Below are 14896 nucleotides of genomic sequence, written 5' to 3'. Positions count from 1 at the left end.
CTCAGTCTTCCCGGGTCACGCGCAGCACCTCTTCGAGGCTGGTCTGCCCCTTGAGCACCTTGTCGATGCCGTCGCGGCGGATGCTGGGGGTGTGACCCCGGATCAGCCGCTCGATGGCGAGCTCGCCGCTGGCGCTGTGGATCGCCTCGCGCACCGCTTCGTCCACCACCACCAGCTCGTGGATGCCGGTCCGGCCGCGATAGCCGGTGTGGTTGCACTGCTCGCAGCCCACCGGACGCCAGATCTGCTGATCCGGCGCAAGCTCGATGCCCATGGCCAGACGCTCCTGCTCGGTGACAGGGTGCGGTGCGCGGCAATCCGGGCAGAGGGTGCGCACCAGCCGCTGGGCCAGTACCGCCAGGAGCGACGAGGAGAGCAGGAAGGGCTCGATCCCCATGTCCCGCATCCGGGTGATGGCGCCGATGGCGGTGTTGGTGTGCAGGGTCGACATCACCAGGTGACCGGTGAGGGATGCCTGCACCGCGATCTGGGCGGTCTCGAGGTCACGGATTTCCCCCACCATCACCACGTCCGGATCCTGGCGCAGAATGGCGCGCAGGCCCCGGGCGAAGGTCATGTCCACCTTGCTGTTGACCTGGGTCTGGCCCACCCCTTCGAGGTCATATTCGATGGGGTCTTCGACGGTCAGGATGTTGCGATCCCGGGAGTTGATCTCCGAGAGGGCCGCATAAAGGGTGGTGGACTTGCCCGAACCGGTCGGGCCCGTCACCAGGATGATGCCGTGGGGCTTGCGAATGAGTTCGCTGATGATGTTGCGGTTGGCCAGCGTCATGCCGAGCTGCTTGAGCTCGAGGCGCACGTTGTTCTTGTCGAGCAATCGCAATACCACCCGCTCGCCGTAGCTGGAGGGCATGGTGGAGACCCGCACGTCCACCGCCCGGCCGCCGATGCGCAGTGAGATGCGGCCATCCTGGGGCACCCGCTTCTCGGCGATGTCCATGCGCGACATGACTTTGATGCGCGACACCAGCAAGGAGGCGAGTTTGCGATGGGGGCGCAGGATCTCCCGCAGCACCCCATCGATGCGAAAACGGATCACCAGGGCCCGCTCGAAGGTCTCGATGTGGATGTCGGACGCCTCTTCTTTTATCGCCTCGCTCAACATGGCATTGATGAGGCGAATGATGGGGGCGTCGTCGTCGGCATCCAGCAGATCCTCGCTCTGGGGCAGCTCTTCGGCCAGGGCAAAGAAGTCCATCTCGTTGCCGAGATCCTCCATCAGCTGACGCGCCTCGGAGGAGTCACGCTGATAGTGGGCCATCAGGAGCGTCTCGAACTCGTCGTTGCCAAGCTGCTCCACCGCGAAGGCACAGCCCGCCACCCGGCGCACCTCCAGCAGGGTCTGGGGGGAGATCCCCTGACGACAGAGCAGCACCGGGGCACCCTGGCGCTCGGTCAGGATGGCCCCGAAGTTGCGGGCAAACGCGAACGGCAGTTCCGGCAGGGGAGCCGGCAGCTCGCTGCCATCGAGCTGGTAGGCGGCCATCAGGGCTTGCTCTGCACGAAGGGCTGCTCCTGCACCTGGGCGCGCACGCCGGTGGCGGTCGCCTGCTGCTGGGCCTGCATTCTCTGGATCTGCTGTTGCACCTCGGGGGACATCATCACGTCCTGGCCATAGGCGGGCAGCACCTGGCGAGCCGGCGAGGTGGCATAGCCCTCTTCCGCAGCCCGGCTCAGCTGTTCGGCCCTGAACAGGGTGTACTTGTTGCTGGAGACCCCGGAGTAGACATTGGCGTCACGCAATATGGTCGGGCGGATGAAGACCATCAGGTTGCGCTTGGCGGTGGAGGTCTTGGAGGAACGGAACAGGTAACCCAGCACCGGAATGTCCCCGAGCAGGGGCACCTTGGAGATCTGCTCCTGGGTCTGTTCGTCCATCAGGCCACCCAGCACCACTGTCTCGCCGCTCTTGACCAGAACGGCGTTCTTCACGGTGCGGGTATCGAAGGTGGGGCCCAGGTTGGCGGTCCCGGTCGCCTGCTTCTGTGCCACGCTGGAGACTTCCTGCTCGATGTTGAGCAGCACGGAATCTCCTTCGTTGATCTGGGGCGTCACCACCAGCTTGGTCCCCACCGTCTTGCGCTCTATGGTGTTGAACACCTGATCGCTGGTGGTGGAGCTCTGGGAGCCGCTCTGCACCGGCACTTCCTGACCGACGTTGAAGGAGGCTTCCTTGTTGTCCATGGTGACGATGCTCGGGGTGGAGAGGATGTCGTTCTTGCTGTTGGTGGAGAGCGCCGTCACCAGCGCCGCCCAGTCCCCGTGATAGAAGCCTGCCGCCATGCCGCTGAAGCTACCCGCCAGGGATGACAGGCCGTCGGTGTTGCCGTTGTCTTTGTAATCCTTGGCGGCGATGGCCAGGGAGCCGATGGGCAGACCGGTGTCGGTGAACTGGGTGCCGCCGCCATTGGTGTTGGCCCACTGCACCCCGAGGTTCATGCCGTCACCATCCGATATCTCGACGATGATGGCCTCCACCAGCACCTGGGCACGACGAATGTCGAGCTTGGCGATGACCTGCTCCAGCTCGGCCATCACGTCCGGCTGGGCGGTGATCACCAGGGCATTGGTGGTCTCGTCGGCGGAGATGGCGAGCTGGCCGCCGCCGATGCTGGCGCCGCCCGTGGCCGTGGCAGCCGCCCCGCCCTTCTTGTCGGCGGCGATGCTGGAGCTGACCCCCTTGAGGACGTCCACCAGATCCTTGGCCTTGCCATATTTCAGGTAGAAGACCCGGGTGTTGCCCTGGCTCTGCAGATCCCGGTCGAGCTGGCGCACCATCTGGATGATGCGGGCACGGGCCTTGGGCTCGCCGCTGATGACCACGGAGTTGGTGCGCTCGTCGGCCACCACCTTGGGGGAGAGCAGCAGCGAGGCGTTGGCCCCCTGATTGCTGCCATCCTTGTTGAGATTGGTCACCAGCCGCACCATCTCGCCGGCGGAGGCGAACTTGAGCTTGATGACGTCCATGTCCTGATCCCCCGCCTTGTCCACCCGGCGAACCACCTCCACCAGGCGGTTGACCACGGCGGCGCGGCCGGTGATGAGCAGCACGTTGGAGGGTTCGTAGTGGACCACGTTGCCGCCGCCGGCGTTGTCGTTGAGCTGACGCAGCAGGGGGGCCAGTTCACGGACCGAGACATTGCGCACCGGTACCACCCGGGTCACCATCTCGTCACCCACGCCGGGGTTGGTGTCATCCACCACGGGGATGGCCGAGGTCTTGGCATCCTTGGAGCGCACTACCTTGAGCACGCCGTTGTTCATGGGCACCACGGCAAAGCCGTAAACGTCGAGCACGCTCAGGAAGAACTGGTAGTACTGATCCTCGTTGAGCAGGTCATAGCTGCGCACGTTGATCTTGCCGCGTACCGATGGCTCTATGATGATGGTTTTGTTCAGGTTCTTGCCGACCGTGTTGATGAACTCCTCGATGTCGGCGTTCTTGAAACTGGCGGAATACTCGGTGGCCCAGGCAGAACCGGCCATCATCAAGGCTGCCGCCATGGTGGCCAGACGCCAGCCCTTCCCTTTATTTGTCATTCTTGGTGCTACTCCAATTCATTATTCTGACAAGCCGACATAGACGTCGTAGAGCTGTCCTTGCCGCTCGACGGTGACGGTCATTTCCGTGGCGCCCGCCACCTGCTGCATCGCCTGCATGGCCTGGGCATTGTCACGCAGATCCAGGCCGTTGATGCTGACCGCCAGATCGTTGGCGACCAGTCCGAGTTGATTGAACAGTTCCGGATTGCGACCCGGGTTGAGGCGATAGCCGGTCATGCGACCGTCCACCCGGACCGGAGAAATATTGAGGTAATCGGTGATCTTGCCCGGGTTGCCCAGCAGTTCGCTGCGCACGGAGGAGAGTCCCTCCTGGCGGGCCGGTTTGGGCAGGGGCTTGCCATACTCCTCCCCGTCCAGCATCAGGGTCTCGTCACGGCCGTCCCGGGCGATGATGACCCGATCGGCAAACACCTGGCGTATCCTGGCCTGGGTACCGTCGATGTAGTCCCCGATGCCGTAAGAGTTCTGTGTCCCGTTGTGGGCGATGATGGCGATGGACTTGGCGGGATCCGAGCTTGCCAGCACCCCGTTGAGCTGGGCGTTGAGCTGGGTTTTCGGGGCATCCGCCGCCACCGTCTCTGCCGCCTTGTCCGCCTGGGGTTGCAGCGCCTTGCCAAAGAGAGAGAGGCGGCTGAGGTTGCCCAGATCGAGGCGATCGCCGCCACTCCCCTGCACCGAGGTGACCGAGGGTTGCCAGGGGGTCAGGGGAGCGTGCTGGGCCAGTTCGTACAGGCGCCAGGTGAGCACGGCACACTGCTGGGCCAGCAACAGCAGCAGAAGCCAGAACAGGGGCTGGCTGAAACGGGAGAGTGGCATGGCCTTGCAGCGAGCCAGAAGGGAAGTCAACAAATCATCCCTGAACGGTAGCGTCATCTTTCTCAAAATTGTCTGGCATCCAAGTCGGTTGGCTATTGTGTACGGCAATGGACCCAGAGACAACCGACCGGATGGGACCAAGGGGTGAAAATTCAGTTTCCGTCACACCCGGATGCCCCCTGTTTCTATCCCGGGGCCCGCCTCTGGTATAATCAGGCACCTTTTCAGCCATCCCGGAGCCGATCCATGTCGAATCCAGCACAAAGCAGCACTCAGGTCCGTCTCGACAAGTGGCTGTGGGCCGCCCGCTTTTACAAGACCCGCAGTCTGGCGCGGGATCAGATCGACGGCGGCAAGGTGCACTACAACGGCCAGCGCACCAAGCCGGGCAAGGCGGTCGAGGTCGGCGCCCTGGTGCGATTCTGGCAAGGCCAGGACGAGCGGGAGGTGCGGGTGCTCGAGGTGAGCGAGCAGCGCAAATCCGCCCCGCTGGCCCAGCAACTCTATGAAGAGACAGAGGCCAGCCTGAAGAAACGGGCCGAAAACAGCGAAGCCCGCCGCTTCAACAGCCAGTTTGCCCCAAGCCCGGAGCGCCGACCTGACAAGCAGGAGCGACGCCAGCTTATCCGGGTCAAGCAATCCTAATCCGCGTCTGTGGCCCCTTTATGACGACAGGTGGAGGAATTAGTTCCTAACCACCTGTTTAACAATGTGTTTATTTTCCCCCAAGAACATCCTAGGAAACCATGATGAGTAACCAAGACCTCCTGTATCGCTATCTGTTCGAAGAGTACGAAGTGCGTGGGGAGCTGGTCCAGCTGGATCGTACCTACCGCCACATCATCGACGCCCAGAACTACCCGGTACAGGTGCAGCACCTGCTGGGCGAGCTGCTGGTTGCCACCAGCCTGCTGACCGCCACCCTCAAGTTCGAAGGCTCCATCACGGTGCAGCTGCAGGGGGACGGTCCGGTACGTCTGGCCGTCATCAACGGCGACAACAACCAGCAATTGCGCGGCGTGGCACGCTACGAAGGGGAACTGCCGACGGACGGCAAGCTGCAAAGCCTGATCGGCAACGGCCATCTGGTCATAACCATCACCCCGGATCAGGGAGAGCGCTATCAGGGCATCATCGCCCTGGAGGCCGACACCCTGGCGGCCTGTCTGGAGCACTACTTCGCCCAGTCCGAACAACTCGCCACCCGCCTCTGGATCCGCACCGGCCACCACGAGGGCGAGCCCCGTGCTGCGGGCATCCTGCTGCAGGAGCTGCCGGCCCAGAGCGAGGATCACAGCGAAGATTTCGACCACCTGGTCCAGCTCACCACCACCATCAAGGACGAAGAGCTGTTCGGTCTGGACGCGGAAGAGATCCTCTACCGCCTCTACCACCAGGACAAGGTACGGGTGTTCGATCCCCAGGCCATCGAGTTCCGCTGCACCTGCTCCCGCGCCCGTTGCGAAGGGGCCTTGCTGCAGATAGACAAGGAAGAAGCGGTATCCATGGTGCAGGAGCTCGGCAAGATCGACATGCACTGCGATTACTGCGGCGCCCACTACGAATTCGACGGGATAGACATCGAAACCCTGTTCAGCAGGGCTCCCGGTAATGATGTAAACCAGTTACACTAATCAAAGGCGGGCAAAACCCGCCTTTAACTTAAATAACAAAAAAATACCCTATTTTATAAAGTTTGATGGCGATCGCTAAAAACTACCACCTAGGTGGTAGCATGAACGTCAGATAGAACCCTACACACCTCTGAACCCAGGAGAATACAATGACAATCGTGGTAGAACCCACCCTGGCCCAACAACTGAAGCTGGACCAATACGGTATCAAAAACAGCCAGGAAATCGTTCGCAACCCCTCCTATGAGCAGCTTTTCGCTGAAGAGACCCGCTCAGACCTTGAGGGCTTCGAGCGTGGCGTCGTCACCGAGCTTGGCGCCGTCAACGTCAACACCGGCATCTTCACCGGCCGCTCACCTAAAGATAAATATATCGTCAAAGATGCCACTACCCAGGATACTGTGTGGTGGTCTGACCAGGGTAAAAACGATAACAAGGCGATTACCCCGGAAGTGTGGTCACATCTGAAAGGGCTGGTCACCAAACAGCTCTCCGGCAAGCGTCTGTTCGTGGTGGACGGCTTCTGCGGCGCCAACCCGGACACCCGCCTGGCGGTGCGCATCATCACCGAGGTGGCCTGGCAGGCGCACTTCGTGAAGAACATGTTCATCCGCCCGAGCGAAGAGGAGCTGAAGGCCTTCAAACCGGACTTCGTGGTGATGAACGGTGCCAAGTGCACCAACCCGAACTGGAAGGAGCAGGGTCTCAACTCCGAGAACTTCGTCGCCTTCAACATGACCGAGAAGATGCAACTCATCGGCGGCACCTGGTACGGTGGCGAGATGAAGAAGGGCATGTTCTCCATGATGAACTACTTCCTGCCCCTGCGCGGCATCGCCTCCATGCACTGCTCCGCCAACGTGGGCAAGGATGGGGACGTGGCCATCTTCTTCGGCCTCTCCGGCACCGGCAAGACCACCCTCTCCACCGATCCCAAGCGTCAGCTGATCGGCGATGACGAGCACGGCTGGGATGATCACGGCGTGTTCAACTTCGAAGGGGGCTGCTACGCCAAGACCATCAAGCTCTCCGAAGAGGCCGAGCCGGACATCTACCACGCCATCCGCCGCGATGCGCTGCTGGAGAACGTGACCGTGGCCGCCGATGGCACCATCGACTTCGACGACGGTTCCCGGACCGAGAATACCCGGGTCTCCTACCCCATCTATCACATCGACAACATCGTCAAGCCGGTCTCCAAGGCGGGTCACGCCACCAAGGTGATCTTCCTGACCGCAGACGCCTTCGGTGTGCTGCCCCCGGTCGCCAAGCTGACCAAGGAGCAGACCAAGTACCACTTCCTGTCCGGCTTTACCGCCAAGCTGGCCGGTACCGAGCGCGGCATCACAGAGCCGACCCCGACCTTCTCCTCCTGCTTCGGCGCGGCTTTCCTCAGCCTGCACCCGACCAAGTACGGCCAGGAGCTGGTGAAACGGATGGAAGCGGCAGGGGCTGAAGCCTATCTGGTCAACACCGGCTGGAACGGCACCGGCAAGCGGATCTCCATCAAGGATACCCGTGGCATCATCGACGCCATCCTGGATGGTTCCATCGAGAAGGCGCCGACCAAGGTACTGCCGGTGTTCAACCTGGAAGTGCCGACCGAGCTGCCGGGCGTCAACCCCGCCATACTGGATCCGCGAGACACTTACGCCGACCAGGCCGAGTGGGATGCCAAGGCGGCCGATCTGGCCGGGCGCTTCATCAAGAACTTCGAGCGCTTCACCGACAACGACGAAGGCAAACGCCTGGTCGCGGCGGGCCCGCAGTTGTAAGAAACGCGCCTCGCGTCTCACAATCCCGTACCGGTCAGCCCTGCTGGCCGGTATTTTTTTGGCCGATGCGCGGCATATGGCTCCCGCCAAGCCTTGCCTTGACGGCCCTTGCGCGTTAGATTCAGCCAAACTTTATACAATATACAATTTTGCAACCTGCCCGTGACCCCAGCATGACCCCACCTTACAAGACCCGAACCCAGATGGTGATGGAGAACCTCCGCGGCCGGATATTGCGTGGCGAGTTTGCTGCGGGCGCCCCCCTGCGCCAGGACGCCATCGCCAAGGAGCTGGCGGTGAGCCGCATCCCGGTGCGGGAAGCCCTGATGCAACTGGAAGCCCAGGGGCTGGTGAAGTTCGAGGCCCATCGCGGCGCCGTGGTGACCATGCTGGATGCCTCGGCCATCGAGGAGCTCTTTTATTTGCGGGCACTGCTCGAAGCCGATACCCTGTTCCACGCTGTCGACCTGATGACGGAGGAGACCTTCGCCCAGGCGCAAGCCATCCTCGCCCAGTTTGATCTGGCGCTGGAGTCTGGCACCCAGATCGAACACTGGGCCGAGTTGAATCACCGCTTTCACGCCACCCTTTACCAGGCAGCCAATCGCCCCCAGGCACTGGAACTGATCGCCCAGATCAATCTGAGCTGCGACCGCTATGTGCGTTTCGAACTGCTGTTCGCCCAAGGCGGCGTGGACAAGGCCGAGCGGGAGCACGCCCGACTCCTTGAACTGTGCCGCACCCGGCGCAAGCACGAGGCAGTGGTACTGCTCAAGCAACACATCGAGGCGGCAGGCCAGTCGATCAGACAGATCCTGGCAAGCGGCCACCATCAATGAACACTCACATCACCACAAGCTGGCAATAACGACATGAACCATTTCGAGATTATTGAAACCCGCGTCGCCCAGGTCAGGGCCACACTGGCCACGCTGGAGCTGGACGCCTTCATCGTTCCCCACGACGACGAGCATCTGGGGGAGTACATTCCCGCCTATGCCGAGCGGCTGGACTGGATCACGGGTTTCAACGGCTCCGCCGGGCTCGCCATCATCATGGCGCATCGGGCGGCCCTGTTCATCGACGGTCGTTATACCGTGCAGGCGCGCATGCAGGCGCCGGCCGAGCTGTTCGAGTTTCTCCACCTCAATGAAGACCCCCACGTGCAGTGGCTGGCGGAGCAGTTGCCCTCAGGCTCCCGGGTCGGTTTCGATGCCCGCCTGCACAGCCTGGCCTGGTATCACAATGCCAAGGCGGTGCTGACCGAGCGCGGCATCGAGCTGGTGCGCATCGACGAGAACCCCATCGATCTGCACTGGAGCGATCGTCCCGCCCCGACCAAGAGCCCTGTCATCCTCTACAGCGAGGAGCTGGCGGGCCAGTCCAGCCAGGCCAAGCGCGAAATGCTGGCCAGCGATCTGCGCAAGCGCGGGCTGGATGCGGTGCTGCTGACCCAGGCCGAGCCCATCAACTGGCTGCTCAACCTGCGTGGTCGCGACGTGGAACGTCTGCCGGTAGTGCTGGGCTTTGCGGTGCTCTACGCCAACACCACCATGGATTTCTTCGTCGATACCGACAAGATCGACTGCTTCGCCTTCAGCCAGCACGTGGGGCAGGATGTCTCCGTCTACCCCATCGACAAGCTGGGTGACGTGTTGCAGCGCATCGGCGAGGATCAGCAGAAGGTGCTGGCCGACCCCAACACCGCCAACGCCTGGACCCAGCTCGTGATGGAAGAGGCGGGTGCCATTCTGGTGGCCGGCCAGGATCCCACCATGCTGCCCAAGGCGTGCAAGAACCCCGTGGAGCTGGCCGGCATGCGTGCCGCCCACCTGCGCGACGGCGTTGCCGTCACCCGCTTCCTGGCCTGGCTGGATCGGCTGATCGCCAGCGGCGAGTTCGACGGTGTGGACGAAGGCACCCTGGCCGACCAGCTGGAAGCCTTCCGCCACGAGCAGGAGCACTATGTGGAGCCGAGCTTCGACACCATCTCGGCACTCGGCCCCAACGCCGCCATGTGCCACTACCGCCACACCAACGGTACCCCGCGCGCCTTCGGCCAGGACAGCATCTATCTGGTGGACTCCGGCGCCCAGTACCTGGACGGCACCACCGACATCACTCGCACCGTCAAAGTGGGTGAGGTGACCGACGAGCACAGGGCCATGTTTACCCGGGTGCTGCAGGGTCATATTGCCCTGGATCAGGCCCGCTTCCCCCGTGGCACTGCCGGCATCCAGCTCGACGTGCTGGCCCGCATGCCCCTGTGGCAGGCCGGTTACAACTACGATCATGGCACCGGCCACGGGGTCGGCCACTTCCTCAGCGTGCACGAAGGTCCGCAGCGCATCGCCCCCAAGGGCAGCCTGGTGGCCCTGCAGCCGGGCATGGTGCTCTCCAACGAGCCGGGCTACTACCGGGAAAATGCCTTCGGCATCCGCTGTGAAAACCTGGTGGTGGTGACCGAGCAGGAAGCCCGTGGCGAGCTGACGATGCTGGGCTTCGAGCGACTGACCTATGTGCCGTTCGATATCCGCCTCATCGATCGCAGCCTGCTGAGCCCGGCGGAGTTCCGCTGGATCAACGAATACCATGCGGAGGTCTACCGCCGTCTGAGCCCGCTGCTGGAGGGCGAGGATCTCGCCTGGCTGGAGCAGGCGACCAGCCTCCTCTGATGACACAGGGCCTGCGGGCCCTGTTTCTTTATCCGCGGCATGCCACAAATGCCCCCCTTGCATCGACTCCCCGCCCCTTCTACCCTGTGCCTCCTTTTTGGCTGCCCCGCAGCAGAGACCCGATGAGAGGAGCCCCGATGCACTCGTCCCCCGTATTGCGCCTTGCCACCCACGCCGACATGCACGCCATCTGGCAGATAGATGCCGATGTCTTCGGCGAGGATGTCTACCCCGGTTTCTTCTTTCGCCAGGCCATGGATCTGTGGCCGGAACTGCTGGTCGTCGCGGAGCGGGAAGGCCGGCTGATGGGCTATGCCCTGGGGGGGCTTGGTCAGGATCGGTCGCAGGGCTGGCTGCTCTCCCTCGCGGTGCGTCCCGAAGCGCGCGGCTTCGGCCTGGCCGAGCAAATGATGTTGCAGGTGGAGCAGGCTCTGGCGCATTTGCAGGTTGCCCGGGTGAGGCTGACCGTGGATCCCGCCAATCCGGCCCAGCGCCTCTACTTAAGGCTGGGTTATCAGCAGTTGGCAGAAGAGAGAGGCTACTTCGGGCCGGGCGAGGATCGCCTGCTGCTGGAAAAAGCCCTGATCTGACCATCCACCACCGGCACGGGAGTCTTCCGGCCACATAATTGGTTACACTTTGCGGGTTTAATGCGCAATCTGGTTGGCGTAAAGTGCAATTCATCACCATATTAATCCGATGCCCGCCCAGGAGGCCCATCATGTTCAAACGTATTGCTCTCGTCACCCTGCTGGCGGCCACCACCGCCATCACCGGCTGTGCCAACAGCGACGTCTACTCCGGCGATGTCTACACCAAGGATCGCGCCAAGCAGGTACAGACCGTCAGCTATGGCACCATCCTCTCCACCCGCCCCGTCAAGATCCAGGCCGATGAGAACTCCCTGATCGGCACCATTGGCGGTGCCGTGGTCGGCGGCCTGCTCGGCAGCACCATAGGCGGCGGTCGTGGCAGTGACATCGCGGCGGCCGGTGGCGCCATTGCGGGTGCGGCGGCCGGCAAGGCGGCAGGGGACAAACTCAACCAGGTAGACGGGGTCGAGCTCGAGATCAAGAAAGAGAACGGCGAATCCATCGTGGTGGTACAAAAGGCCAGCCCCACCTTTGTGCCTGGTGCCCGGGTCCGCATGACCCAGGGCAACGGCACCATCAACGTGGCCGTGGTGAACTAATAGCGCCACTCAAGGTGCAACTGCCATAAAAAAGGTGAGCCCGGGCTCACCTTTTTGCGCTCTGCACCACCGAGGATTCACTCCCCCAGATGCAGCCAGGCCGCGATGGACAACTGCAGGCCCACCAGGTCGGCATGGTGGAAGAGGGCATGCAATGATGCACGATCCCCGGCCACCTGCATCATCAGACGCTGTTGCGCCTGCAGGTCGGCCAGCCAGGAGGGTGGCACCGTCAGCGTGCCTGCCGCCTCGGCAACCAGGGATACCCCCTCGAGCAGGGCATGCAGCGCCCGTTGTTGTTCGCCAGCATCGCCACTCTCGAGCCAGAGCTGCTCATGATGCTGCCAGTGCTGCAGACCCAGGGTAATGCTGGCCTTCTGATCTTTGCCCTCAATCCTTTGCAGGGGCTGCACGGCCAGTGGCTTGCCAAGCCCAGCCAGCCTGTATCCGCGCTGCGCCTTGGACTGGGCACCCAGCCGCAATCCTCCCTGCGCCGCCAGCTTGCTCGCCAGGGTGAACAGGGCGCGGGCATCGCCGGATTTCAGCTCCAGCTCCAGTTCGTCGATCCCGGTACGCCCCAGGACACCGGCAATCTCCCCCTGATCCCAGGCCAGCTCGATCTCGGCATCTCCGAATGCGATCAGCCAGTGGCGGCGCAGGAAATCGGTGCTGAACTGGGCCACCAGACGGCTCTGGAGTTCATCGCGCACCGCCAGACTCGGCCAGATATCGGTAGGAAAGGCAGACAGGGTCGGAATGGTTCCCTCTACCGGGGTGTTGTACTCGGGTCTGGCGTGCAATCCGCCCACGACCTGCCCCCGGCACTTGATGGTCTGCTCGGAAAAATCATCGCTGCGACGAATGCGCAACCCCATCTCGAGCCCACGCAAACCCAGATCGGGCGTGTCGAAATAGACGTTGCCAAGAGCGGCTTGATTGGAAGAGATAATTTCTAGTGAATTCAGAAGGTTGGATAGGGATTCTTGAATATTGCTGGTGACGAAAAACTTTATCTCGATCTCAGTTTGCATAGTCATTCCGGGCTGGCGGGCAACTTTGGGGGGCATGTTCAGGGTCGCGAGGATATAATGCCAGCGACAGTTCACGATTAATTCACGGTTTTATTGATGGCACAGTTCGGTTACCATGCGCCCCTCATAAAATCGTATCGAGTGTTTTTTCACCGACACAGGTTTGGCCATGCCAGTAAATACTATTTTGGGTCTTTTTGCCAAGTCCCCCATCAAGCCGCTGCAGAAGCATATCGTCAAGGTTCACGTGTGCTGCGAACAGCTCATTCCCTTCTTTGATGCCGTTGCCGAAGACCGCTGGGAAGATGCCGAGAAGATCCGGCAACAGATCGCCCAGCTGGAAAAAGAAGCGGACATCCTCAAGCGCGAAATCCGCTTGAAACTCCCCCGCGGCCTGTTCCTGCCGGTCGCCCGTACCGATCTGCTGGAGCTCTTGACCCAGCAGGACAAGATTGCCAACCGTGCCAAGGATATTTCCGGTCGCATGCTTGGCCGCAAGATGGAATTCCCCACCGAGATGCGCGCCGATTTCATGGCCTATCTCAAACGCTGTATCGATGCGACCGCCCAAGCCGAAAAAGCCATCGGAGAACTCGATGAGCTGCTTGAAACCGGCTTTAAAGGACGTGAAGTTGAAATGGTTGCCGAGATGATCCACCAGCTGGATCTCATCGAGGACGATACTGACACCATGCAGATCGGACTGCGCCAACAGCTGCAAGCCGTTGAGCACAAATACAATCCGATCGACGTTATGTTCCTCTACAAGATCCTCGAATGGGTAGGTGACCTGGCTGATCAGGCAGAGCGCGTTGGCGCCCGTCTGGAATTGATGCTGGCTCGTTCGTAATCGACTGACTGGGTAAACACTACTAATGGACATTATCGCAAATTACGGCACCACCCTGGTGCTCGTGGCGGCCTTGTTCGGCTTTTTGATGGCCTGGGGCATTGGTGCGAACGACGTCGCCAACGCCATGGGCACATCGGTCGGCACCAAGTCCCTGACCATCCGTCAGGCGATCATCATCGCCATGATCTTTGAATTTGCCGGTGCCTATCTGGCCGGTGGCGAAGTGACGGCCACCATCCGCAGCGGCATCATCGACAGCAACGCCTTTGCCGACACGCCGGATCTGCTGGTGCTCGGCATGATCGCCTCCCTGCTGGCTGCGGGTCTGTGGCTGATCCTGGCCTCCTATTTCGGCTGGCCCGTCTCCACCACCCACTCCATCATCGGCGCCATCGTGGGCTTCGCCGTGGTGAGCATAGGTCCGGAAGCGGTACAGTGGAACAAGTTTGGCGGCATCGTCGGCTCTTGGATCATCACGCCGGCCATCTCGGGCATCATCGCCTACTTCATGTTCATCAGCGTGCAGAAGCTCATCTTCAACACGGACAACCCCCTGGACAACGCCAAGCGCTATGTCCCCTTCTACATGTTCCTGACGTCCCTGGTCATCTGCCTGGTCACCATCAAGAAGGGGCTGACCCACGTCGGTCTGCACCTGAGCAATGGCGAGGGCGTCCTGCTCTCCGTCGCCATCTCCATCGCGGTGGCGTTTGCCGGCTGGATCTATATCCGCGGCCAGCAGTACAACCCGAAAGATGACAGCAAGATGCACTTCGCCAACGTGGAGAAGGTGTTCGGCATCCTGATGATCATCACCGCCTGTGCCATGGCCTTCGCCCACGGCTCCAACGACGTGGCCAACGCCATCGGTCCGCTCTCTGCAGTCGCCTCCATCGTGGCGGCCGGCGGCGAGATCGGCGGCAGCTCCCACATCGCCTGGTGGATCCTGCCCCTTGGCGGCATCGGCATCGTCATCGGTCTTGCCACCATGGGCGAGAAGGTGATGGCGACCGTCGGCACCGGCATCACCCACCTGACCCCGAGCCGTGGCTTCGCCGCCCAGCTGGCCACCGCCGCCACCGTGGTGATCGCCTCCGGCACCGGTCTGCCCATCTCCACCACCCAGACCCTGGTCGGTGCCGTCATGGGCGTTGGTCTGGCACGGGGCATCGCGGCCCTGAACCTGGGCGTGCTGCGCAACATCGTGGTCTCCTGGGTCATCACCCTGCCCGCGGGCGCCATCCTGGCCATCGCCATCTTCTACGTGTTGCAGGCCTGCTTCTCCTGAGCAGCCTACGCCGCACGACAAAAAGCCCGGGTCATTGACCCGCAATG

The 14896-nt window shown here is 62.0% G+C and carries 13 protein-coding genes; 9 read left to right on the top strand and 4 right to left on the bottom strand.

The window, feature by feature from the left end:
• Position 1: 1 nt before the first annotated feature.
• The 3 genes from exeE to exeC are packed head-to-tail and all read right to left on the bottom strand — an operon-like array spanning position 2 to position 4431.
• Positions 2 to 1507, bottom strand: coding sequence for a GspE family T2SS ATPase variant ExeE (gene exeE, locus OKC30_RS01475; RefSeq protein ID WP_041211720.1), 1506 nt, complete (start codon positions 1505 to 1507; stop codon positions 2 to 4).
• On the bottom strand, positions 1507 to 3561 hold the full coding sequence (exeD, locus tag OKC30_RS01470) for a GspD family T2SS secretin variant ExeD (RefSeq protein WP_010675726.1): 2055 nt from the start codon (positions 3559 to 3561) through the stop codon (positions 1507 to 1509). The genes exeE and exeD overlap by 1 nt, the downstream gene beginning before the upstream one ends.
• A 21-nt stretch (positions 3562 to 3582) precedes the next feature.
• On the bottom strand, positions 3583 to 4431 hold the full coding sequence (gene exeC, locus OKC30_RS01465; protein WP_420359757.1) for a GspC family type II secretion system variant ExeC: 849 nt from the start codon (positions 4429 to 4431) through the stop codon (positions 3583 to 3585).
• 216 nt (positions 4432 to 4647) lie between these two features.
• Here exeC and hslR point away from each other — a divergent pair, with 216 nt between their 5' ends.
• The 7 genes from hslR (at position 4648) to OKC30_RS01430 (ending at position 11677) form a co-directional block, all read left to right on the top strand.
• On the top strand, positions 4648 to 5046 hold the full coding sequence (hslR, locus tag OKC30_RS01460) for a ribosome-associated heat shock protein Hsp15 (RefSeq protein ID WP_010675728.1): 399 nt from the start codon (positions 4648 to 4650) through the stop codon (positions 5044 to 5046).
• 104 nt (positions 5047 to 5150) lie between these two features.
• Positions 5151 to 6035, top strand: coding sequence for an Hsp33 family molecular chaperone HslO (hslO, locus tag OKC30_RS01455; protein WP_160836648.1), 885 nt, complete (start codon positions 5151 to 5153; stop codon positions 6033 to 6035).
• A gap of 149 nt (positions 6036 to 6184) precedes the next feature.
• Positions 6185 to 7810, top strand: coding sequence for a phosphoenolpyruvate carboxykinase (ATP) (gene pckA, locus OKC30_RS01450; protein WP_069784268.1), 1626 nt, complete (start codon positions 6185 to 6187; stop codon positions 7808 to 7810).
• A 173-nt stretch (positions 7811 to 7983) separates the two neighbouring features.
• Positions 7984 to 8649 (top strand): GntR family transcriptional regulator, encoded by a 666-nt coding sequence (locus OKC30_RS01445; RefSeq protein WP_270666064.1) that lies wholly within the window; start codon positions 7984 to 7986, stop codon positions 8647 to 8649.
• A gap of 33 nt (positions 8650 to 8682) precedes the next feature.
• Positions 8683 to 10485 (top strand): aminopeptidase P family protein, encoded by a 1803-nt coding sequence (locus tag OKC30_RS01440; RefSeq protein ID WP_160836650.1) that lies wholly within the window; start codon positions 8683 to 8685, stop codon positions 10483 to 10485.
• Between the two features lie 137 nt (positions 10486 to 10622).
• Positions 10623 to 11075, top strand: a complete 453-nt coding sequence (locus tag OKC30_RS01435; protein WP_041211723.1) for a GNAT family N-acetyltransferase — start codon at positions 10623 to 10625, stop codon at positions 11073 to 11075.
• Positions 11076 to 11206: 131 nt separating this feature from the next.
• Positions 11207 to 11677 (top strand): glycine zipper 2TM domain-containing protein, encoded by a 471-nt coding sequence (locus OKC30_RS01430; protein WP_010675734.1) that lies wholly within the window; start codon positions 11207 to 11209, stop codon positions 11675 to 11677.
• Positions 11678 to 11754: 77 nt separating this feature from the next.
• Here OKC30_RS01430 and OKC30_RS01425 read toward each other — a convergent pair whose 3' ends face one another.
• Complete coding sequence (locus OKC30_RS01425) at positions 11755 to 12708, bottom strand: CYTH domain-containing protein (protein ID WP_160836652.1); 954 nt, start codon at positions 12706 to 12708, stop codon at positions 11755 to 11757.
• A gap of 169 nt (positions 12709 to 12877) precedes the next feature.
• Here OKC30_RS01425 and OKC30_RS01420 point away from each other — a divergent pair, with 169 nt between their 5' ends.
• Positions 12878 to 13558 carry a TIGR00153 family protein gene (locus OKC30_RS01420; RefSeq protein ID WP_010675736.1) on the top strand — a complete coding sequence of 227 codons (681 nt, stop codon included), beginning with the start codon at positions 12878 to 12880 and terminating at the stop codon, positions 13556 to 13558.
• A 25-nt stretch (positions 13559 to 13583) separates the two neighbouring features.
• Positions 13584 to 14849, top strand: a complete 1266-nt coding sequence (locus tag OKC30_RS01415; protein ID WP_010675737.1) for an inorganic phosphate transporter — start codon at positions 13584 to 13586, stop codon at positions 14847 to 14849.
• The last annotated feature ends 47 nt before the right edge of the window (positions 14850 to 14896 follow it).

The sequence above is a fragment of the Aeromonas sp. QDB18 genome (assembly GCF_027705325.1).
GTDB classification, from domain to species: Bacteria; Pseudomonadota; Gammaproteobacteria; order Enterobacterales; family Aeromonadaceae; genus Aeromonas; species Aeromonas caviae.
Note: the sequence above shows the minus strand (reverse complement) of the source record. Positions and strands in the feature narration are given on the sequence as shown.

Bases quoted from the DNA above. Each gene is read 5' to 3' on its own strand.
- pckA (WP_069784268.1), top strand. From the start codon at position 6,185: ATGACAATCGTGGTAGAACCCACCCTGGCCCAACAACTGAAGCTGGAC.
- OKC30_RS01430 (WP_010675734.1), top strand. From the start codon at position 11,207: ATGTTCAAACGTATTGCTCTCGTCACCCTGCTGGCGGCCACCACCGCC.
- hslO (WP_160836648.1), top strand. From the start codon at position 5,151: ATGAGTAACCAAGACCTCCTGTATCGCTATCTGTTCGAAGAGTACGAA.
- exeD (WP_010675726.1), bottom strand. From the start codon at position 3,561: ATGACAAATAAAGGGAAGGGCTGGCGTCTGGCCACCATGGCGGCAGCC.
- OKC30_RS01440 (WP_160836650.1), top strand. From the start codon at position 8,683: ATGAACCATTTCGAGATTATTGAAACCCGCGTCGCCCAGGTCAGGGCC.
- exeE (WP_041211720.1), bottom strand. From the start codon at position 1,507: ATGGCCGCCTACCAGCTCGATGGCAGCGAGCTGCCGGCTCCCCTGCCG.
- OKC30_RS01435 (WP_041211723.1), top strand. From the start codon at position 10,623: ATGCACTCGTCCCCCGTATTGCGCCTTGCCACCCACGCCGACATGCAC.
- OKC30_RS01420 (WP_010675736.1), top strand. From the start codon at position 12,878: ATGCCAGTAAATACTATTTTGGGTCTTTTTGCCAAGTCCCCCATCAAG.
- hslR (WP_010675728.1), top strand. From the start codon at position 4,648: ATGTCGAATCCAGCACAAAGCAGCACTCAGGTCCGTCTCGACAAGTGG.
- OKC30_RS01445 (WP_270666064.1), top strand. From the start codon at position 7,984: ATGACCCCACCTTACAAGACCCGAACCCAGATGGTGATGGAGAACCTC.
- OKC30_RS01415 (WP_010675737.1), top strand. From the start codon at position 13,584: ATGGACATTATCGCAAATTACGGCACCACCCTGGTGCTCGTGGCGGCC.
- OKC30_RS01425 (WP_160836652.1), bottom strand. From the start codon at position 12,708: ATGCAAACTGAGATCGAGATAAAGTTTTTCGTCACCAGCAATATTCAA.